The sequence below is a fragment of the Shewanella inventionis genome (assembly GCF_019931735.1).
In the GTDB taxonomy this organism is placed as follows: Bacteria; Pseudomonadota; Gammaproteobacteria; order Enterobacterales; family Shewanellaceae; genus Shewanella; species Shewanella inventionis.
Map to the genome: position 1 here is coordinate 3565099 of NZ_CP082926.1, position 21931 is coordinate 3587029.

Below are 21931 nucleotides of genomic sequence, written 5' to 3' on the forward strand. Positions count from 1 at the left end.
TTAAATTTAACAACAATCACTAAAAGGACATTAGAATTGAAAAACACCTTAGCAACAATAATGTTGGCACTATGTTTACTCCCTGCAACAGCCTTTGCCCGCGATGATATTGGCAATTACGCGATCGCAGATGCCATGAGCACAGAACATGCTAAAAACAAACTTGGCGACAGTATCCGTTTTTATTTTGGCGATCAAACTTATGGTGACCCCCAGCAAACAATGGGGGAATTTAGCACCAGTAAAAAAACCAACGCCTTTAATAAAACCGATTTAGAGGCATGCCAATGGGTATTTTTATCGGCGATGATTGCTTTAAAAGATCGTGCGATAAAAGAAGGCGGCAATGCGGTGGTTGAGATTAAATCAAACTACAAACACAACCTCACCAGCAGTAATGACACGTTTCAATGTGGTGCGGGCGCATTAATGGCAGGTGTCGCATTAACGGGAAAAGTAGTAAAACTCTAATTTATGCGTCTAGACATAACCATCAAACATCGTTTGATGGTTATTTTGTTATTGGTAATTAGGATAACCTGCCAACAATACGGTATCCTTAGCCAAAATAGTTAACCGCAGCCTTTAATGCCTTCAAATCTTATTGCCAAGTTTACCGATATTACGCCTAGCACCTCACCTCAATCAGGCAGTGCTATCGACACCGCTACGCCAAGCCAAAATCCGATAACCTGCTCAAATTGCCAAGCCTGTTGCTGCCGATTAGAAGTGATGTTAATCACCGAAACCGGCGTACCCAAAGCCCATATAGCCAAAGATAATTGGGGCGGAGAAGTGATGCGCCGACTTGATGATGGTTGGTGCGCAGCCCTAGACAGAGACACCATGATGTGTTCAATTTACGAGCTAAGACCACTTATTTGCCGTGAGTTTGAGATGGCAGAATATGAATGTGAATCTGAGCGTAAGGCATTTGGCATTTAACGATTGGCGTTATTGCTGGCGACTGATAGCTTACCTCCAGCACTAACTACCAGCAAATAGCGCACCTGGCTAGCTATCAGTTATTTGAATATAACATCTCTGGTAAAGCCCAGCTTGTCACCTGATGCTGCCCTTGCCAATCTTCAATCGTTAACCAGATTTTATGCTCTGCACGCAATACTTCAGGCGCAATGGCATGCACTTCTTGTCCATGTTGGCTACCGTGTAAAATCCCTGCGTCACCAGAGGTTAAAGTCGCTAATGGCAAAGGTGCTGTTCCAATGGTTAAATATGCCTGGCGGATTGTACTCACCTGCCCTTTACTAAATAAGAGTAAAAAGTCTTTGGTGTAAGTGCCATCATGCAGATATGGGGCATCTACATTGTAAGGAATTGGCGTAACTTCAAATGCCCCCAGCTCCTGAGTGGGCAGCGCATCAGGAAATTGCGGAAACAGAGACTGATATAAAAAATAGCCAACGAGCACTAATATTAAGCCATTGATTTTATATTTGTAACGGTTCCAAAGCGTGTTTTGCATGCGGGCCATTAGTGACTCTCCTGTTTAACAAAATGCGAGTTAACACTCGAGGTGTCGTCTACATTAGCTTTGGCTGCTTTAACGGTTCGCCCTGCCCACATTAAAAAGCCTGTAATAGACATGCCCGTGAGAAAAATGCCAAAAACAAACCAAATCGCTTTTGTCCACAGCCCACCAATTGTGCCGTAATGCAGCGGATCGGCAATGTGCGATAGCGTTTGTAATGTGGTCATTTTTGCAGGTGTTCGCTCGCTTTCAATCGCTCCATTCCATGGGTTAACTGTTACACCATAAGCGTATTGGTCATAAAAAATATGATCGCCTTCACCATACACTTTATACGTATCTCTTTGGTGCTCTGGCAGCATGACATAGGTACTTTTAAAGCCAGGAAATTGCTGCTCAGCAACCTGTAATGCATTAGACAATGTATAAGGTCTTGTCGGCGCCTCATTAGACGACATAGGCACCTGACTGACTTCAATTAACGGTGCGTGCTCTTCAAGCTCAATATGATTGTGCCACATCATCGCTTGTGCCAAATACCACAAACCAGTAATGCTCATCAGCAGCAAAAACCACATCGACCATACACCCGCTAAACGATGTAAATCTGCAAGCAGTGTTTTTTTGCCTTGAGTAATACGTAATTTAGGTTGAGTAAAAGCCCGCCAGAAATTTTTATACACTACCAGCCCAGTAATGAGCGCGCCAAGCATCACAATGGCCATTGCACAAACAATGTAATAGCCCACGCTGTAATTACTATGCCAAGGAAACAGCAACCAGCCATGCAAAGACCGCATAAAATTAATGAAGGTGATGCCTTGGTTAATCTCCTGAATGTCACCTGTGTATTGGTTGACATAGGCAATAGCAAACGGCACGTCTTTATCGGTAAAAATAACCGCATTAACCAAATAAGGCTCAAAACTCATAACCGTTGAAATACTGGCCGTTGGGTGCGCTTGCTGAACAATCTCTACCAGTTCCGACATCGGTTTTTCTTGGACTTGCTGTGGATTACTTGCACGAGCTTCAGGGTTAGTCAGCCAGGTTAACTCATGGCTAATGACTGAAATGGTCCCTGTAAGGCACACAAAACAAAAAATGATCCACACGGGTAATGAAAACCAGCCATGCAGTTTAAACCAAAATCGATTATTAAGTTTTGCCATTTGTCTTCCGGATCGGTTCGCGGCCTAGGTAAAGACCAATATTGCCAATATGCTAATACGATTGATAATTAATCTCAACAATAATGTAATGATAATCATTACTAATTGTAAATAATGATTTATTGATCGCGTTTTGTGTTTTTTATCTCAACATTTAGTTGTAAATGATAATGATTAACAATACCATTCGTAAATCTTAACATTGTGTCACATTGTTAATTCCAGTCATCTTAGCAATCAGGTAAGGCAAACCATGCAACCTAAAAATATCTTTGCACTTTCAACATTAGCTTTGGCGATGGGCCTTTTTGTGCAGCCCCAAGCCTATGCAGCAGAGCAGCAAAATGCTGATAACATTGACCAAAATATCGAAAAAATCCAAATTATAGGCGTACGCTATAAACGTGTTAGTCAAGGTGCAACCGGACTAACCATGGAGATTGATGAAACACCGCAATCAATCAGTGTGGTCAGCAACGAGCAAATCACTAACTTTGCCGCTAACAACCTTAATGACGTGCTTCGTCTGGCGACCGGTATCAATGTCGAAGAGTGGGAAACCAACCGTACGCAATATACCTCCCGCGGTTTTGAAATTAAAAGTACCCAAATTGATGGGGTGGGTTTACCAAATGATTGGGGGATTGTGACCGGAGCAATGGAAGCCTATGGTTACAATAAAATTGAAGTTATTCGTGGTGCAAACGGCTTACTTACAGGTATTGGTAATTCTGCTGGCACCATTAATTACGTACGCAAACGCCCAACTAACGAAAATGAAGGTGAAGTGGGTGTGTCCTACGGTACGGACGATTTTAAACGCGTGCAAGCCGATTACTCAGTCCTGTTAACAGACAGTGGCAGCTGGGCTGTAAGGGTTGTCGCGGTTGCCGAAGATAAAGACTCCTACTTAGACGGCCTAGAAAATGACCGTGGCTATCTTTATGCTGTCGTAGATGGCCAATTAACCGATAATTCAACATTAGCATTTGGCTTTTCTTACCAAGATGCCAACACCGACGGCAATACCTGGGGCGGATTAGTCTTTAACTACACTGACGGCACCCAGGCCGAGTGGGACACAAGCGCAACAACCACCCAAGAATGGACCATGTGGGACACCCTCAATACCACAGCGTTTGTTGAATACACTTACACACTCCCTAATGACTGGGATGTTAAAGTTGCCTATAACCACCAAGGCTTGGAAGACCAAAGCAAATTATTTTACGCCTATGGCACTATCGACAAAGACACGGGCTTAGGTTTAACCGGTTGGCCAGGACGTTATGACACTGACTTCTCAGCTGACTTATTAGACATTACCACTCTTGGGCATTACAGCTTGTTTGGTCAAGATCACGAGATGACCTTAGGATTGAGCGGCTCTCAAAGTAAAAAGTACATGTACCAGTACCCATTTGATTACGCAACAACAACTGCATTTGGCCCTACCCCTGCCTTTCCATATGACATTGATGCCATCCCTGAACCTGAATGGGGCGATAAAGTGGAGTATTCTGACATTGATGTCAGCTTACTGCGCGCATATGGTTCAACCAAATTCAATATCAATGACAACCTGTTCTTAGTCGCAGGCTTTAATGCAATAAAATACACTCGCGAGGGTGTAAATAGTGGCGTTGATATCGACAACGATGAAAGCGAATTCAGCCCTTATGCGGGTGTGGTGTACAGCATCACAGATGATATCAACACCTATTTTAGTTATTCAGACATTTACCAACCGCAAGAGCAGTATGATTACGACGGCTACTTTTTAGCGCCCACTAAAGGGGTTAACTATGAGCTAGGGCTTAAAACCCTTTGGCTTGATAACGACTTAATGGCGACCTTTGCGTTATTTAGTGCTGAGCAAAATAACCTTGCAAGCTACGCAGGCCTTAATGCCAACGGCAATTACTACTATAAAGGGGTGAATGTCGAATCTAAGGGCTTTGAAGTTGAAGTCACCGGACGTATTACAGACAACCTTAATGCAGTATTTGGTTATACCTTGCTTGATGTCGAAGATGAAAACGGCGATAAAGCAAACGAATGGGCCGCGCGTAACGTGGTGAACTTTTCGATGGATTATACCCTGCCACAATTACCCGAAGTGAGTGTTGGCTTGGGCGGTCGATGGCAGTCTAAAACCAAAAATGTTGATTACAACGTCGAGCAAGATGCCTACCTAGTCGTTAATGCTTTTGCCAGCTGGGATGTGTCTGACGACCTCACCTTAAGAGCAAACATTAATAACCTCACTGATGAAAAATACATTAACAGTTTAGCGACTGTTGGCTATTACGGCGCACCAGTAAACGGTTCTGTTAACTTAACCTATCGCTTTTAAATAGCCGCGGCTGAGCGGCTTAACGCACTCAGTATTAATGAGTACTTAAGCCAAATAAATAGCACCATTGTGATTATCATTTTCACGCCTCTTTATACTCGTAAAAAGAGGCGTGATTTTTAACAATCAACACCGCCGAGTTAAGTACCTTAACACGCAAATTCTTGCCGCTAATGTTTATTGAGCATCATCAACCTTATCTGAAGATGATGAATAAAATATATAATAAGTTATTATCCTAATTCAGGGACCAACCTCAAAACCGCGTCAAATAAGCTGAAATATTATTAACTCTTACTTGCACTGCATGGCAGTGGGTCATTATCATAAGCACTAATTTTAGGGCTAATCCAATTCCAATCTAGCCCCTTTCTTTTTTGGTTTTCAGGAGTAAGCATGCCAAAGATTAATCTGCTGTTATTGTGCGGCGGTGGCGGTGCAGAACACGATATTTCGTTAATGTCTGCGCGTTTTTTTGAGTCATCTCTGGCAACGTCAGATAAATTTTCGCTACTAAAATTAGTACTCGACAAGCACGGGCATTACCACACTGAAGACGGTAAGTTATGTGACTTAACCAACCGTCGTGAAATTCGTTTTGAAGATGACAGCACTCCAGCGTGGCCGGTCGATTATGTTATCCCTTGCATTCATGGCTTCCCAGGTGAAACCGGCGATATTCAATCGTATTTTAACTTAATCCAACTACCCTACTTTGGCTGTGAGTCCGAAGCCTCAAGCAATTGTTTTAATAAAATTACCGCAAAAATGTGGTTTTCAGCCCTGGGCGTGCCCAATACACCATACATTTTTTTACATCAACTGGACGATGACGCCATAAAGCAAACTGAAGCGGCATTTAATCAGTGGGGCTCGGTATTTATTAAAGCGGCCTCTCAAGGCTCATCGGTAGGCTGTTATAAAGTCGATGATCAAACCAGTATCGCCAAAGTGCTTAGCGATGCCTTTAGTTATGCACCCTACGTGGTAGTCGAGCAAACGATTCGCGCTCGCGAATTAGAAGTGGCAGTGTACGAATACCAAGGCGAAGTGGTCGCAACCCTGCCCGGTGAGATTATTTGCGACAGCAATACCTTTTACTCATTTGACGAAAAATACGCAAAAAACAGCAAGGCGCGCACCGATGTTGTGGCTAACAACCTTTCAGCCGAACTTAGCCAGCAAATTCGAGATTATGCAATAAAAGCCTTTAAAGGCATGAAGCTACGTCATTTATCGCGTATTGATTTCTTTTTAACTCAAGATAATCAAATTCTGCTTAACGAAATCAACACCTTCCCAGGGCTAACACCGATTTCGATGTTCCCGAAGATGCTACAAAATCACGGCCACGATTTTACAGAGTATTTAATTGATGTGATTGGCAAACAAGTCGATTTATCGTAACGACTTTTGTCATGAACAGGGTTGCGATAAGCACTACGTGTTAAGTGTGAATACAAGACAAAAAAGAAGGCCAGCAATTTGCTGGCCTTCTTCATTTTAGTTTATCGAAAGCGTTTAGAAGCCTTCTACACCCGCCATGTCAGGTAATTGATGCGCAATACCTTTATGACAATCGATACAGGTTTTTTCACCGCTGGCTAAAGACGTTGAATGCATTTGCGATGCACGCTTAGACTGACGAGTAAAATCCATGTAATCAAAGTTATGACAGTTACGACACTCTAATGAGTCGTTAGCTTTGAGGCGGTTCCACTCATTTTCAGCTAAATGGCGACGCTTTGCCTCAAACTTTTCGCGGGTGTTAATAGTACCAAACACCTTACCCCAGACCTCTTTAGATGCCTGCATTTTACGGGCAATTTTATCAGTCCAGTTATGCGGTACGTGACAGTCAGGACACGTTGCCCGCACACCACTTCGGTTAGAAAAGTGGATGGTCGTTTGTAGCTCTTGGTAAACGTTGTTTTCCATTTCGTGACAACCGATACAAAATTGCTCACGGTTGGTTAGTTCAAGGGCGGTGTTAAATCCACCCCAGAAAATGATCCCCGCAATAAAGCCACCGATGGTCAAAAAGCCAAGACTGTAATGGACACTCGGACGACGCAGTATTTTCCACACCAGTTTTAGTTGCTCAAACAGTTTTGCTAACATATTGACTCCTAATGCTTAGCAGCTTTAGCTTTAATTAAATGATCAATATCAACAAAATCATTTTCAACGAGTAACTTGGCATCTAACTGCGGCGCATGGCATTGAGTACAAAAATAACGTCGTGGAGTTAAATCAGCCAAAAAGTTATTATCTCGGTCCATATAGTGCGTCACACTCACCATCGGCGCTTGCGAATGCCCTGTACTCGTACGAGCATGGCATTGCATACACTTATTCACTTTAAGATCAATTTGATAACCATCAATCTTATGTGGAATAACCGGTGGCTGCATAGGATAGTTACGCACTTGCTTAACATCAGTGTTGATCACCGCTTGCATGGCAGGCGGGGTCATTTCTTCGCTAATAGGTGCTAAACGTAACGTGTCAATTTTCTCTTCTGGTACGCTAGTTGCCATCACGCTGACAGAGACACCTAATAACGCGATAATCGATAATAATTTACCTGTTTTCATGTCTGTCTCCTTAAGCCTTTACAATCTTAATGGCACATTTTTTAAAGTCGGTTTGTTTTGACAATGGATCTGTCGCATCTAAGGTGACTTTATTAATGAGCTGACTTGCGTCAAACCAAGGTACAAACACTAAGCCCACAGGAGGCTTGTTACGCCCACGGGTTTCAACACGGGTTTTAATCTCACCACGACGAGAAATCACTCGAATTTCATCACCACGGCGTAAACCACGCTTTTTAGCATCTTCTGGGTGCATAAAACACACCGCATCTGGGAACGCTTTATACAGTTCAGGTACACGCTGTGTCATTGAACCTGAATGCCAATGCTCAAGTACACGGCCAGTCGATAACCAGATATCGTATTCATCATCCGGCTCTTCTGCTGCTGGCTCATAAGGTAATGCGAAGATAACCGCACGGCCGTCTGGCTTACCGTAGAACTCAAAATCTTTACCCGCTTTAACGTATGGGTCAGAGCCTTCACGGAAGCGCCACTTAGTTTCTTTTCCATCAACAACTGGCCAACGTAAGCCGTGTTCTTGGTGGTAAACATCAAAATCTGCTAAATCGTGACCGTGTCCACGACCAAAGGTCGCGTATTCTTCAAACAAGCCTTTTTGCACGTAGAAACCAAAGGCATCATTTTCGGCGTTCATGTATTTAGGATCTGCGTCGGATACAGGAAACTTATCAACTTGACCATTCTTGAATAAAACGTCAAACAGTGTCTTGCCTTTGTATGAAGGATTGGCCGCTAGCACATCTGCTGACCACACTTCATCAGTGGTAAAGCGCTTCGAAAACTCCATTAACTGCCATAAATCTGATTTTGACTCACCAGGCGCTTGCACCATTTGATGCCAAAATTGAGTGCGGCGCTCAGCATTACCATAAGCACCTTCTTTTTCTACCCACATGGCTGTCGGTAAAATCAAGTCGGCCGCTTGAGTAGTCACTGTTGGGTAGGCATCTGACACTACGATAAAGTTTTCAGGATTGCGGTAACCCGGTAAACCTTCTTCGTTAATGTTAGGACCCGCTTGCATGTTGTTGTTCACTTGCACCCAGTAACAGTTCAAATCGCCATCTTTTAAACGACGGTTTTGCTCAACAGCATGATAACCAGGCTTAGGTGGAATAATACCGCTTGGGATTTTCCAAATGTGTTCAGCGTGCTTTCTGTGCTCAGGATCGGTTACTACCATGTCTGCAGGTAAACGATGCGAGAATGTACCCACTTCACGCGCGGTACCACAAGCAGATGGTTGACCCGTTAACGAGAATGGACTGTTACCTGGTGTAGAAATTTTACCTACTAGTAAGTGAATGTTATATATAAGATTGTTACACCACACACCACGAGTATGCTGGTTAAAGCCCATCGTCCAGAATGAAGTCACTTTACGGTTAGGATCAGCATAAAGCTCGGCTAACTCGATAAGTTTGTGTTCAGGTACACCCGATAGTTTACTGACCGATCCAACATCGTAGTCGGCAACAAATTTAGCAAATTCATCAAAGTCGATTGGGGTTGAGTCGCCCGCTGTCGCCACGTTTTTGGCTTTCATTTCTAATGGATGTGTTGGGCGTAATCCATAACCAATGTCAGTGGTACCCTTACGGAAATTAACGTGCTTGCTGATAAAGTCTTTATTCACTTTACCGTTTTGAATAATGTAATTGGCAATAAAGTTAAGGATCGCCAAATCGGTTTGCGGCGTAAATACAATCGGTAAGTCTGCTAGGTCAAATGAGCGGTGCTCAAAGGTAGATAACACAGCAACTTTTACGTGTTGGGCACTTAAACGACGGTCGGTTACGCGTGTCCACAAAATGGGGTGCATTTCGGCCATGTTTGAGCCCCAAAGCACAAACGCGTCTGCCGCTTCCATATCATCATAACAACCCATTGGCTCATCAATACCAAAGGTACGCATAAAGCCACCTACCGCAGAAGCCATACAGTGGCGAGCGTTAGGGTCAATGTTGTTTGAGCCAAAGCCTGCTTTCATTAACTTAACAGCGGCGTAGCCTTCCCATACAGTCCATTGGCCTGAACCAAACATACCCACAGCCGTTGGGCCTTTCGCTTTAATGGTTGCTTTCCAGCGTTCAGCCATGGTGTCGAAGGCTTTTTCCCAGCTAATTGGAGTAAACTCACCGTGTTTATCGTATTTACCGTCGGTCATACGTAACATAGGTGTTTGCAGGCGGTCACGACCGTACATAATTTTAGATAAAAAGTAGCCTTTAATGCAGTTTAAGCCGCGGTTAACTTCACTTTTTGCATCACCATGGGTAGCCACCACTTTACCGTCGCGGGTCGCAACCATCACTGAACAACCTGTACCACAAAAACGGCAAGGTGCTTTGTTCCATTCAAGTTTGGTTTGCTCAGAGCTGGTTATTAAATTTGTTGCGCTGGTCGGTAGCGCTAAACCAGCAACACTTGCCGCAGCCATAGCGGCATTGGCTTTCATAAAATCGCGTCTATTCATTTTCATTTTTCACCTTCTTCAAGCTCTTCACTTTGGTGATAAACCATGGTGGCAGATAACACACCGGGAATGGCATTAATCGTTGAAATATCATCCATCAACGATTTTTGGCTAGGGCCTTCAACGACAACCACTAACTTAACGTCATTATTAGCTGACAACTCAGCATTTGGGATGGCCATTATTTTCTGTCTGACTTCAGCCATTCGCTCAGGTTGTACTTGAACAATTAAGCTGGTTACGTGAAGTTCACTGCTCATACATCACTCTCATATCATTGATTTTTATTGTTTTGTTAACCTGCGCCTGGTGGTCCAGTTAAAATTTGGCTAAACCAAATACTGAACCCCAATGCACTGACCAGCAACACAGATAAAATGGGCGCTAAAAAAACGGTTAAGAAGATAAATATCTTCAGCTCCAAGCCTTTTAGATTAGTTGTATCTTTACTCATAGACCCTCCAGTAGTGGGGGATTAAACAACCTATTGATTAACTTTCGTTGTTCTTGATTTGAACTCAGGAGAATTTTAGCGTTTATCAATTAACAAACTATATACTCACAAATTGGTAAACTAAGGGATATATGATCTAGATCATCAAATTAGTTAAATCATTATTCAGATCGAGCTTTTTAAGCATAAATATCGATTAAATAAAGACTTGCTTACCGTTTACTTGATAAATATCAACTGTCTCTAAAATAAATAAATCTAGTCTTTACCACTAACATGTTAATTAATTGTAGTAGACGAATACCCATAAAAAAACCGCCCTGGTTTTAAGGGCGGTTTTTAATAGAACAGTAGGTATTAACTTAAACGATAACGTAACACTTTTAATGATTTTTGCTCATCAACATCTGCAAAAACACTTGGGTTTGCAAGCCGTTCAACATAGGTCAATTGCGGTGCTGTATTAGCCACTTGTTGCATTAAAAAATCACTGCCTAGTTCAGGTGCATTGAGGCACAATAACACTTCCCCTTGCGGCGCTAACAAGTCTGGTAAACGTTTTAACAGGCGCTCATAGTCTTTAGTAGCCACAAAACTACCACGTTGATTACTTGGCGGATCTGCCACAATTAAGTCATAAGGCCCAAGTTTTGTGAGTTTGCCCCAGGACTTAAAAATATCATGGCCTAAGTAACGTGCGCCCACCGGTAAATCGTTAAGTAAATGGTTTTGCTTACCAATACTCAATGCGCCTTTACTCATATCCATATTAACCACTTCATCGGCGCCACCTTGCAAGGCTGCCACCGAAAACCCACAAGTGTAGGCAAACAAATTAAGCACTTTTTTATGCTTGGCATGTTGCTTTACCCATGCACGACCATTGGCCATGTCTAAAAATAGGCCATGGTTTTGGCCGCGCAATAAATGCACTAAAAAACGACAACCGTTTTCAGTTACCACGTGTTGCTCAGGTACCTCACCGTATAATAATTCGCTAAAGGTTTGGCCACCATGACGGTATTGATAAACTAGGTTTAAAGGTTCATTTGGATACTGTAATTGCCAATAGACGACGATCGCATTGACCAGTTCGTCTCGTTGCTCATCGTCTAACATTTTAAAGCTAGTTAATAGCAATACGGGCTTGTACCAATCTAAACAAAGATGTTCATCGCCAGCAAATAAACCGCCGCGACCATGAAATAAACGACAAACATCATCGCCTACAGCCAAACCGGGTAACACTTGTAAAAAACGCTTCATACTCTCTCTTACTTACTCAATTTACTCATCAATTTACGATGGTTTGGATTGTTCATCATCAGTAACAACCTGGCTATCGTCTGTTGGTTGTGCAATATCATCGGCTGAAGTAGCAGCAACTTGCTCGATATTTTCAGGCTGATTAACGATGTCTTCGACATCATCTGAGAGCAATATTGATAACCAACCGCCCGACTCACTTGATTCAAGACCAATTTTAACAATCATGGTTAATGGCACAGATAACAGCATACCAACAGACCCTAATAACCAGCCCCAAAAAATTAAAGACAAAAATACCACAAGAGTAGACAGGCCTAGTCCGCGCCCCATAAAGCGTGGTTCCACCACATTGCCCATCACCATGTTAGTGCCCACATATAACAGCCCGGTAATACCCGCAGCCCCAGGCCCCATTTGAATAAACGCTAACAGTACAGCAGGAATAGCGGCAATAATCGAACCGATATTAGGAATGTAATTAAACAAAAACGCAATCACCGCCCACAACAGCGCATAATCAACACCTATGATGCTAAGGCCTATTCCTATTACCGCGGCAGTGGCTAAACTCACCAGAGTTTTAATCACCATGTATTGATTAACAGATTGCAAAAACTTGTCGATTTGCTTTAAACGCATATCGGGGTCGTCTAAGGCTAAATGAAACTTTTTAGGCAGTGTTTGGGCTTCAAATAACATAAACACAATAGTTAAAATAATCAGAAATAAATTCGCCATGACATTACCAACCCCAGAGAGCATATTGGTGGTCATCGACAAAGCCATACCAGGGTCGAAATAGTCGAGCACTTTTTGCTTAGATATTTGAATATTAAAGCTTTGTAGCTTTTCAATAATCCATGCAAACTGCTCAATTAATTGTTGCCGATACACTGGCATTTGTTTTGAAAATTCATTAATAGAACTGCCGACTAAACTCGCCAGCCACAACCCCATCAGTACAATAAAGGCCATCAATAACATAATTGATAACCACTTAGGGAAGTGAAATCGAGACATGAAAGTAATGGCAGGATTACAAATTACGGCTAAAAAAGCCGACAAGACAAACGGCACCACAATCGGGCTAGCGGTTTTTATTCCCGCCAAAATAATCACCACACACGCCATAACCACAAAACTGCGCACGGCCATAGGCGATTGCTGTATTCCTTTCATAGGGTAAAAAATCCTTATTGCTACTTTTTAAAATGATTGATTATGCTAAGCTAAACTCAGTAACGTGTTGCTAATTAAGTTAAATTTTGTTGTTCTACTGCATCAGTTTATTGATATTAGCAGCGAATCACATTAAGGGAATAACACCAATAATATGAAACCAGAAACCGCCATTATACGCATTAAAAACCTACGGTTACGTACTTATATCGGCATTAAAGAAGACGAAATCAATAATCAACAAGATATTATCGTCAATGTAGTGATCCATTATTGTGCTGATAAGGCCCGTAACAGTAACAATGTTGCCGATGCGTTGAATTATCGCACCATTACTAAAAAAATCATTGCCTTGATTGAAAATAATCGTTTTTCGTTGTTAGAAAACCTCACAAACCAAACATTAGCCATCGCCAGCGAACACGACTGGGTTGAATTTGCCAGTGTCGAAATAGACAAACCCCACGCGCTGCGTTTTGCCGACTCGGTATCGATGGAGTTGTGTTACCAAAAACCACAATAACTCATGCAACGTGGCGAGAAGATGATAATTTTAATGTTTGGTCGCGTATTATACCGCTGAACAGCGATACTCAATGGGAGCTGACATGAAGATTTTAATCACTGGCGCCACCGGCTTTGTAGGCCAACAGTTAGTGGGCTCGCTGACACAGCATCAACTGGTGATATTAAGCCGTAATATTATTGCTGCTAAAACCAAGCTGGGTGAGCAACATCAATACTGGTCAAGCCTGGCTGATAAAACTGACCTCAATGACATTGATGCGGTGATCAATTTAGCCGGCGAACCCATAGTCGCAAAACGTTGGTCTCCTAGACAAAAGCAGCTTATTTGCAGCAGTCGCTGGGATATTACCGCCGCCATAAGCCAACTTATCAGCAATAGCAGTAATCCGCCTCACACCTTTATTAGCGGCTCAGCAATAGGTTATTACGGCGCCCAAGGTGCAACGCCTGTCGATGAAAAAAGCAGTTTTCACGCCGAGTTTGGCCACGATATTTGCCAAAAATGGGAAGACTTAGCCCTACAAGCACAATCGCAACACACCCGGGTATGTATTACTCGAATTGGCATAGTACTGGGTAAAAATGGTGGTGCATTAGCCAAAATGTTACCGCCATTTAAGCTCGGAGTCGGTGGCCCCATCGGTAAAGGCGAGCAAGGCATGAGCTGGATCCACATCAGCGACTTAGTCGGTTTAATTCACTATTTACTCGAGCACCCTCCCTTGCAAGGGGTGTTCAATGCCACTGCGCCAAATCCAGTCAGTAATAAGGTATTTTCACAAACATTAGGCAAAGTGCTTAATCGCCCAGCCATTATCACCACGCCACCGTTAGCACTAAGACTGGCTATGGGTGAAATGTCACAGTTACTTATCGAAGGCCAATTTGTACTGCCTACTAATGCGATCAAAGCAGGTTATGAGTTTAACTATACCGATATTGAAGCAGCGCTCACCGATGTTGTGAGTTGAATGCGTGGTGAGTTAAATGGGTTTTGGATTGAGAGAGTAGTGAGTTGAATGGGTAGTGGATTAAATCTGAGTGAATTTAATCTGTTGTGAACAAAAAAACTGGGCGTTGAGACTGTAATTAAATTTGTTCACATTGACCTTTTATTTATGGCCTGTGCAACTATCGTCGCTGCGCTTCACCCACACCAGGCCAAAAAAATCTAGATATAAACACCCGATTAAGTAAACAAACTCGCTTCTCTATTGAGAGCCTCTGCCGCCCACTGATTTATACTCTGACCACTAAGCTCCGCAGCTGTTGCAACTGCTGCGTGAATTTCAGGATGAATGCGTAACATTAGCTTTCCTGAATATGGTTTTTGAGGTGTTTTACCAATCTTTTTACACGCTTCTAAATAGTCATTAACTGCTTCTTCAAATGCAGTTTTTAGCTCAGAAACAGTGTCACCATGAAACCCAACAACGTCTTTTATACCTGCTATATGTCCAATAAAACACTCATCTTCAGAACTAAACTCTATACGAGCAGCATAACCTTGATACACCATTGAATTACTCATGGTACCACTCCTAGTTGTATTAAAAAGGATCGCGCATCTTTGACTTGATATGGTTTTGCTTCTTTCTTTGGGTGCGGTCGGTGGAAGGAAGCTATGACGCCATTTTTATGGAACCTAACACGCGAGCCATTTCCTTCAATCACCTCAGCACCGATACATACAAACAGAGACTCAATATCCTTCCATACTAAAGAAGCAGACACTGGATCAGTATATATCGCTATCAAAGTGCGTTTTTGCTTTGAATTCATAAACAGAATGATATCACAAATTGATATCGAAACAAGATTCAGATTATGCTAAGACTATGGTGGGTGAGCAAAGTATTATCTTTACTCATCGGGAGCGGCCATATATGGCCATGTAAAAGCAGATTTTAGCTTTAATGCTTTGGATTTGCCGCAGGCCACATTTTAAGCACTTTGGACAATACTGCTCACCCCACTGCCCTATAAGTGACAACAATAGTAAAAAACAGAGACTCAAACCAAGCTTTGAATAATATCGATGATGGGTTGGTAACGTTTTGCCAGTGGGCGGTGCTTTTTATTAATTAAAAATAATGGCTCACTAACGCCCAGCTTTGGCTCACCGGTATTATCAAACGTAGCAATGCATATTTGCGTTTGCTGGGCAAAACTGTCTACTGCAAATTGTGGTAATACTGCAAAGGCTAAACCTTTGGCAACTGGCACGAGTATTTGGTTCAGTTGGTTAACATAGCTTCTTATTGGCACCTGCTGTGCAATGGCTTGCTTGTCATTAAAGTAATGATTCACGATTTGCTGCCAATAATGCATGCCATCGGGATGCGCTACCATGCCAAGCGCCATGAGTTGATCAATGTTTATGGCGCTATCTTGATATTTTTTCGGCATCACAACACATAAGGCTTGCTGGCCAAGTGGCGTGAGTTCGAGCTCATCGATATGAACGGCTTGGGTGATAATACCAAGTTCGACCTGGTTGGCTAACACATTGTCAATGATGCGTTTGTTAGGTGCTGCTTCTAATGATATTTGCAATTGTTTATGTGGCTGCTGATAGTCAATTAAATGCGGATATAGTAATAATGCCAACGAGCCAGAACATGCCACTCGGCACTCACCTACATGAACATCATCAATAGCCAGTTGTGATAGCAGTTGTTGCTGTTGTTGCTGCCAAAGTAAGGCTTGTTGATGTAATTGAATGCCCGCTTCAGTCAGCTCAAAGCGTTTGCCGACCCGATATAACAATGCCACACCCACTTGCTCTTCCAACTTTTTAATGTGTTGGCTCACGCCGGGTTGGGTCATAAACAGTTGTTCAGCGGTGTGTGTAAAGTGACCCACTTCGACTAACTTGATAAACGTAGTTAACCATTGCTGATTTAACATGCCACACTCCAACACTAAATGATGTTGATAGCATAACAGCTTTGATAAATATTGATTATTGATATGTTAGTTTTTAATAACGATATCAACATGATCAACGTCAGAATCATGCTTCGCTATTTTTGGGATAAAAAGAGCCTATTTCTGCTGCCGTTAAATAGCGCCACTGACCTTCAGGTACATCGAGTTCTACAGCACCAATCGTTTGCCTATGCAGGGCAATCACTTTATTACCAACGGCTGCAAACATGCGTTTAACCTGATGAAACTTACCTTCAGTGAGTGTCAGCAACACCTCTTGTGCTGAGATAATCTCTAACCTTGCTGGTAAGGTTAGGCCCTTTTCGCCCTGTAATAAGATCCCATTAGCAAAGCGCTCTATCACATCCCCTTTAATCGGTTTTGCCAAATTAACCCGATACGTTTTGTAACACGCGTATTTGGGCGAGGTGATATTAAATGTCCAACGGCCATCGTCAGTTATTAACACCAACCCCGTGGTATCAGCATCTAAACGCCCGGCAATATGAAGCTCTGTGGGCCGCTCAATATCCAGTAACGAAAATACTGATGGATGAACCCCGTCGACGTTTGAACACAAGGTTTGCTGCGGCTTATGTAATAACAAATAACGAAAAGGACGCGGCACTAACCTTTGCCCATTTAATTGCACTAGGTTATTTTCATGCACTTGAGTGGCTTCATCGGTAACGGCAACGCCGTTAACCGACACATAGGCTTGAGCAATACACTCGCTCACTTGCTGTTGGGTTAATTCGGTGCTTTTGCTGACAAAACGGTCAAGGCGCATGTGATAGTGATACCCAGGATAATAAATTAACAATAAACCAGCGTTAAACTAGACCATGGTTAAACTAGACCATGGATAAACCAAAACAAGCTGTTTAACGTATGTACTGGCAAACCCAATAACGACATCATACGAAATGCTTTCAGTGCAAGATACCTCAAGAATTATTGAAATGGCGTGGGAAGACAGAACCCCATTTGAAGCCATTGAACACCTGTATGGCTTAAACGAGTCTGCCGTAATAAAATTGATGCGCAGCAGCATGAAACCAGGCAGCTTTAAACTGTGGCGAGCACGCGTTACAGGCCGAAAAACCAAACACCTTAAGCTAAGGCCCGAAGGAATTAATCGTGGTTACTGCCCTACGCAATATAAGCCGCGCTCTAAATAACCTTAACTTTGGATAACAAACGCCTTTCAAGCAGTCCTTTGCTTTCCTCACTGCGTTGAATTAACTTGCAATAGGCTAGCTATTGACGCGTTAATTCGCCTTGTTAGCAAAACAAATCACAAGCTTGACAGTGGATTTTAGTCAATCTATTGATTTATATCGTTATCAATACATCTCTTATCCAGAGTTGAGGTTAAATAACCTTAACTTTGGATCTATGAGTCAAAACAAAAGGGAGATGACAATGCATCGCCCTTTTCGCTCATTTAGCAGTTATTGAGGTCAGTGTGTGCTAACCCGCTTTTAACATATCACTGCACGACTTATTCAATAACTGCCTGCACCGCCACACGCCAAGTGTCGCAACAATAATGGCGCCAGCTACAGGTGCGATACCCCACCATGGCCAATGCATATACACCACCAGTTCAAACACCTGCGTTTTAAGCATGTACAAGGCAAACTCCGCCACAATGACCGCTAACAAGCCCGCGATTGCACCGAGCAGCGCAAACTCAAAACCGGTAGATGCTCGCAGTAACCAGCCCGATGCACCAAAGGTGCGTAATACCGCTAACTCACGTTGTCGTGTTGCCATGCCCGCCTCGGTTTGGGCGACTAAAACCAAACCACTGGCAAGCAATACCAATGCTAATACAAGAGACAATGACAAAGACACTTGATCGATAATTTGCCGCAATTGGCTAACCATTGCCCCCACATCAATAATCGACACTGTTGGAAACTGCTTTATTAATTGCAGTACAATTTCATTTGACGTTAATGGACTACCGGCATCAGCCAGTTGTTGATCATTAAGGTGAAAACTGGCCATTGAGGTATAGGCAAACGGCGCCAAGGCTTTGGGCGTAAAAATCATAAAAAAGTTAGGCTGTAGGGTTTCCCACTGCACCTGCCTAATACTGGCAACAGTAACCGACAAATCTTGGTTATCAATGCGGTAAGTCAATTTGTCGCCCAGTTTAAGTTCTAAACGCTCAGCCACACCAGATTCGACAGATACCTCATCGTCCGTTTGATTAAACTGACCCTCAAGTAATTTATTATTGGGCGGCAAGGTCGCGCGATAGGTTAAGTTTAACTCACGAGAAATCCCCACTCGACCTTCTTCGCCATCTTCTGACTGGCTTCGAGAAATCAGCTCTTCATCATTGATATGAGTTAAGCGCCCACGCACAACCGGGTAAATGTCGGTTGCCTTAATACGATTTGCAGTCAAAAAATCATCTAATGGTTTAGCATCATCTGGGGCAATGTTGACCAAAAAGTAATTAGGCGCATTTTCTGGTAACTGCTTTTGCCACTCGTTAAGCAAATCTTGCCTTAGCGCTAAAATGGTTAGTAGCAATACCAATGCACTACTAAAACCGACCAACTGCACGGCATTTTGACGAGCGCGGCGGCGAAGCCCTGCCAGCGCAAGTTGCAATGGATTGGTGGTTCTCATGCCAATGCCGTGTCCAAAGCGGATCATCGCAAAGCCCAGCAAACTTAGTAACACCCCAAGCAGCAAGACAGCTAACACTACCGTCATGGTGAGCGCGAGGCTTCTTGAGTATAAATACCCAAGTAATGCCATGGCCATTAAACTTAATACTAGGTGCAACCACATACCAAGCTGCAAGCCTTCAAGCTGACGCTGCAACACCCGCAGCGGCGGAATAGCCAATAAACGCATTAACGGATAGGCAGAAAACATAAACGCACTGATTAAGCCTGTACTCACACCAAGCAATACTGGGCGCAAATAAGGCGGAGAATAGGCGGCGATTTCTGCCGGTAAAAATGCCGTAATGCTTAAATCAAGCAGTAAACCGCCAATTAACCCCAAGCCAATACCTAATAGGGTAACAAGTGATAAATGCAAACCGAATAACACGCGGATTTGCTTACCCGATGCGCCAAAGGTTTTCAACATCGCCACCACGTCATAATGGCGCTGGCAATAACGCTGCGCAGCAATACCAATAGCGGCACATGCGAGCGCTATACCTAATAAACTGGCCAACAATAAAAAGCGCTCAGCGCGCTGTACCGCTGAAGCAATCGGTGAGTCACCCGACTGCACATCAACCCAACGTTGGCTGTTATTAAGTAGTGGTTTAGCTTGTTGTTCAAATGCCGTTAATTGATCTGCATTACCGGTAAACTGATAAAGGTAAGTCACGCGGCTGCCTGGCTGAATAATCCCTGTCGCAGCAACATCATTTAAATGAATAAGCAACACAGGTGATGAGGCAAATGGATTAAACCCTGCGTCAGGTAAGCGGCTTATTTCTTCGGTTAGTGATAACTCACTGTTACCTAACTCGATGGTTTTTGGAAACCCTAACAAACCACCTAGGCGGTTTTCATACCAGGCCTGGCCTGTTTGCGGTAACGCTTGTGTGATACCGGTGCTGAGCTCAATGTCGCCTTTAAGTGGATAACCATCACCCACAGCTTTTACTGTCACTAACTGAAATTTATCGCCTGCATACACCATTGAGTTAAATTGCATATTGGTGACATGGGCAAGGCCAATGTCGTCAGCAATGGTTAACACTTTAGGGTCTAACTCAACGGGTGAATCAATAATGCGATCGGCGGCAATAAAGTTAGCGGCTTCACCATTAATGGCCACTTGTAAACGCTCGCTAACCCGAGCAAGCCCAGTGACCGACAATACGGCTAGCGTTATCGCAAGCACGATTAAAACTAATTGGCCTTGTGCAAGCTCACGCTTAAACAAACGCCAAGCAATGCGCCATTCCATTAGTTTGCCTCCACTAATTGTGGATCAGATACACTTTCGCGCTGGGTAGCTTCACCGGCAGGTTCAGATAAATGACCGCTTTCCATCACTAACTGCCTTGCACAGCGCTGGGCAAGGTGTAAATCATGGGTAACCAGTACCAAAGTGGTGTCGCTTTCTTGGTTAAGGGCAAAGAGCATATCGGCGATTTTGTCGCCATTCACGCTGTCTAAGTTACCTGTGGGTTCGTCGGCAAATAACACTTTAGGTTCACAAATAAAGGCTCTAGCAATCGCCACACGTTGCTGCTCACCGCCCGATAGTTGTTTTGGTAAGTGGTTTAAGCGATGCGACAAGCCAACACGTTCAAGCATAGCCTGGGCTTTTTGTTTAGCATCGGTCACGCCAGCAAGCTCAGCAGGCAACATGACGTTTTCTAGTGCGGTTAAGGTATCTACCAGCATAAAGGATTGGAAAATAAAGCTGACTTTTTGTTTCCGCAGCGCCGCTTTTTGCTCTTCGTTTAATCCAGATAATGCTACGCCATCGAGCATTATCTCTCCCGAGGTTGGTGTGTCTAATGCCGCTAATAATCCAAGTAAAGTTGATTTACCAGAACCCGATGGTCCAAGAATAGCAATACTGTCTCCCTGCTTGACTTCTATATTAATGCCGTTGAGGATAGTCAACTCTCCCTCTTGGGTCACAACAGTTTTATTAAGGTTAGTTACAGTTATGGCACTGGTATTTCGAACGCTATTATTAGACATACAATCCTTCTTATTTTTGTCGCTTAAACGCATGTTAGCTGCTGCATTTACGTTAATGTTGATGTGCGCGCCTACCTATGCTGCCACGGTTTTGATACTGGGCGATAGCCTTAGTGCAGGTTATGGCATGCCAGAAAACCAAGGTTGGGTGCAATTGTTGCGCGATGAACTGCCACAGCACACAATTGTTAACGGCTCAGTTAGTGGTGAAACAACCGCAGGAGGATTACGTAGACTCCCGAGTTTACTGGCCTCCAGCCAACCAGACATTGTTGTTATTGAACTTGGCGGCAATGATGGCTTACGCGGTTTTCCACCTGATCAGTTGAAATCAAATCTTACAAAAATCATTACCATAGCCGATGAGCAAGGCGCAAAAGTGTTATTAACTGAAATCATGGTGCCTCCGAATTACGGCCCTCGTTACAGTAAAATGTTCACCGATGTCTACCATCAATTGGCTCAAGAATACTCGCTGAGTTTAATTCCTTTTTTTATGCAAGATATTGCCGCAGACAAAAGCTTAATGCAACGTGATGGAATACACCCCAATGAACAGGCTCAAGATAAAATTACGCAATGGATGCTGCCTTGGATCACTCAAGCAATAGACGAATAATCCTTTAAATGTTATGACTTTTGCTGCAAATGTTAAAAAGTTTTCTCTAAAGTAGACGAAAGTCATTTTATTTTCAGGATCAATGTTTAGAATGGATGCTCAACAAGCAACTCAATAACGATAAACTT

Annotated in this window: 23 protein-coding genes; 8 read left to right on the forward strand and 15 right to left on the reverse strand. The window is 43.1% G+C overall.

What is annotated here, in order from left to right:
- Positions 1-36 precede the first annotated feature (36 nt).
- Entirely contained in the window at positions 37-471 is a 435-nt protein-coding gene (locus K8B83_RS15875; protein WP_223418138.1) for an excinuclease, read from the forward strand.
- Positions 472-588: 117 nt separating this feature from the next.
- Complete coding sequence (locus K8B83_RS15880; RefSeq protein ID WP_223418145.1) at positions 589-945, forward strand: YkgJ family cysteine cluster protein; 357 nt, start codon at positions 589-591, stop codon at positions 943-945.
- A gap of 76 nt (positions 946-1021) precedes the next feature.
- Here K8B83_RS15880 and K8B83_RS15885 read toward each other — a convergent pair whose 3' ends face one another.
- Positions 1022-1495, reverse strand: a complete 474-nt coding sequence (locus K8B83_RS15885) for a hypothetical protein (RefSeq protein WP_223418147.1) — start codon at positions 1493-1495, stop codon at positions 1022-1024.
- On the reverse strand, positions 1495-2664 hold the full coding sequence (locus tag K8B83_RS15890) for a PepSY-associated TM helix domain-containing protein (RefSeq protein ID WP_223418148.1): 1170 nt from the start codon (positions 2662-2664) through the stop codon (positions 1495-1497). The genes K8B83_RS15885 and K8B83_RS15890 overlap by 1 nt, the downstream gene beginning before the upstream one ends.
- Positions 2665-2917: 253 nt before the next feature.
- On the opposite strand from K8B83_RS15890, the gene K8B83_RS15895 reads away from it, so the two are divergent.
- Positions 2918-5020 (forward strand): TonB-dependent siderophore receptor, encoded by a 2103-nt coding sequence (locus K8B83_RS15895; protein WP_223418156.1) that lies wholly within the window; start codon positions 2918-2920, stop codon positions 5018-5020.
- 396 nt (positions 5021-5416) lie between these two features.
- Positions 5417-6427: a D-alanine--D-alanine ligase gene (locus K8B83_RS15900; RefSeq protein WP_223418158.1), complete on the forward strand. Its 1011-nt coding sequence runs from the start codon at positions 5417-5419 to the stop codon at positions 6425-6427.
- 114 nt (positions 6428-6541) lie between these two features.
- On the opposite strand, the gene K8B83_RS15905 is transcribed toward K8B83_RS15900, so the two are convergent.
- The 7 genes from K8B83_RS15905 to K8B83_RS15935 all read right to left on the reverse strand — a co-directional run bounded on the left by K8B83_RS15905 (position 6542) and on the right by K8B83_RS15935 (position 13019).
- The gene (locus tag K8B83_RS15905; protein WP_373284939.1) at positions 6542-7141 is read right to left on the reverse strand and encodes a cytochrome c3 family protein; all 600 of its coding nucleotides are present in this window, start codon (positions 7139-7141) and stop codon (positions 6542-6544) included.
- A gap of 8 nt (positions 7142-7149) precedes the next feature.
- The gene (locus K8B83_RS15910) at positions 7150-7617 is read right to left on the reverse strand and encodes a nitrate reductase cytochrome c-type subunit (protein WP_188740435.1); all 468 of its coding nucleotides are present in this window, start codon (positions 7615-7617) and stop codon (positions 7150-7152) included.
- 10 nt (positions 7618-7627) lie between these two features.
- Positions 7628-10117 (reverse strand): nitrate reductase catalytic subunit NapA, encoded by a 2490-nt coding sequence (napA, locus tag K8B83_RS15915; RefSeq protein ID WP_188740434.1) that lies wholly within the window; start codon positions 10115-10117, stop codon positions 7628-7630.
- Positions 10118-10119: 2 nt separating this feature from the next.
- Entirely contained in the window at positions 10120-10377 is a 258-nt protein-coding gene (locus K8B83_RS15920; protein ID WP_188740433.1) for a chaperone NapD, read from the reverse strand.
- A gap of 35 nt (positions 10378-10412) precedes the next feature.
- Positions 10413-10571 (reverse strand): periplasmic nitrate reductase, NapE protein, encoded by a 159-nt coding sequence (locus K8B83_RS15925; protein WP_160053316.1) that lies wholly within the window; start codon positions 10569-10571, stop codon positions 10413-10415.
- A 357-nt stretch (positions 10572-10928) separates the two neighbouring features.
- Positions 10929-11837, reverse strand: coding sequence for a class I SAM-dependent methyltransferase (locus K8B83_RS15930; protein WP_188740432.1), 909 nt, complete (start codon positions 11835-11837; stop codon positions 10929-10931).
- Between the two features lie 33 nt (positions 11838-11870).
- A complete protein-coding gene (locus K8B83_RS15935) occupies positions 11871-13019 on the reverse strand; it encodes an AI-2E family transporter (protein ID WP_223418160.1) in 1149 nt (382 codons plus the stop codon).
- Between the two features lie 154 nt (positions 13020-13173).
- Between K8B83_RS15935 and folX the strand changes: the two genes are divergently transcribed.
- Both folX and K8B83_RS15945 read left to right on the forward strand, forming a co-directional pair.
- The gene (folX, locus tag K8B83_RS15940; protein ID WP_188740430.1) at positions 13174-13542 is read left to right on the forward strand and encodes a dihydroneopterin triphosphate 2'-epimerase; all 369 of its coding nucleotides are present in this window, start codon (positions 13174-13176) and stop codon (positions 13540-13542) included.
- Positions 13543-13627: 85 nt separating this feature from the next.
- The gene (locus K8B83_RS15945) at positions 13628-14518 is read left to right on the forward strand and encodes a TIGR01777 family oxidoreductase (RefSeq protein ID WP_223418162.1); all 891 of its coding nucleotides are present in this window, start codon (positions 13628-13630) and stop codon (positions 14516-14518) included.
- Positions 14519-14736: 218 nt separating this feature from the next.
- Here the strand turns inward: K8B83_RS15945 and K8B83_RS15950 are convergent, their stop codons facing one another.
- From K8B83_RS15950 to K8B83_RS15965, 4 genes are all read right to left on the reverse strand, one after another.
- Positions 14737-15078 carry a type II toxin-antitoxin system HicB family antitoxin gene (locus K8B83_RS15950; protein WP_223418164.1) on the reverse strand — a complete coding sequence of 114 codons (342 nt, stop codon included), beginning with the start codon at positions 15076-15078 and terminating at the stop codon, positions 14737-14739.
- Positions 15075-15329, reverse strand: a complete 255-nt coding sequence (locus K8B83_RS21745) for a type II toxin-antitoxin system HicA family toxin (RefSeq protein ID WP_188740426.1) — start codon at positions 15327-15329, stop codon at positions 15075-15077. Before K8B83_RS21745 ends, K8B83_RS15950 begins: the two co-directional genes overlap by 4 nt.
- 231 nt (positions 15330-15560) lie before the next feature.
- Entirely contained in the window at positions 15561-16457 is an 897-nt protein-coding gene (locus K8B83_RS15960) for a LysR family transcriptional regulator (protein ID WP_223418165.1), read from the reverse strand.
- Positions 16458-16563: 106 nt separating this feature from the next.
- Positions 16564-17268: a pseudouridine synthase gene (locus K8B83_RS15965; protein ID WP_223418167.1), complete on the reverse strand. Its 705-nt coding sequence runs from the start codon at positions 17266-17268 to the stop codon at positions 16564-16566.
- Between the two features lie 136 nt (positions 17269-17404).
- Here K8B83_RS15965 and K8B83_RS15970 point away from each other — a divergent pair, with 136 nt between their 5' ends.
- The gene (locus K8B83_RS15970; protein ID WP_223418169.1) at positions 17405-17659 is read left to right on the forward strand and encodes a TIGR03643 family protein; all 255 of its coding nucleotides are present in this window, start codon (positions 17405-17407) and stop codon (positions 17657-17659) included.
- A gap of 292 nt (positions 17660-17951) precedes the next feature.
- Here K8B83_RS15970 and K8B83_RS15975 read toward each other — a convergent pair whose 3' ends face one another.
- Together K8B83_RS15975 and K8B83_RS15980 are read right to left on the reverse strand one after the other, a co-directional pair.
- Positions 17952-20435, reverse strand: coding sequence for an ABC transporter permease (locus tag K8B83_RS15975; protein ID WP_223418171.1), 2484 nt, complete (start codon positions 20433-20435; stop codon positions 17952-17954).
- Complete coding sequence (locus K8B83_RS15980; protein ID WP_223418173.1) at positions 20435-21184, reverse strand: ABC transporter ATP-binding protein; 750 nt, start codon at positions 21182-21184, stop codon at positions 20435-20437. Before K8B83_RS15980 ends, K8B83_RS15975 begins: the two co-directional genes overlap by 1 nt.
- Before the next feature lie 61 nt (positions 21185-21245).
- On the opposite strand from K8B83_RS15980, the gene K8B83_RS15985 reads away from it, so the two are divergent.
- The gene (locus tag K8B83_RS15985) at positions 21246-21803 is read left to right on the forward strand and encodes an arylesterase (RefSeq protein ID WP_223420093.1); all 558 of its coding nucleotides are present in this window, start codon (positions 21246-21248) and stop codon (positions 21801-21803) included.
- Positions 21804-21931: the final 128 nt, after the last annotated feature.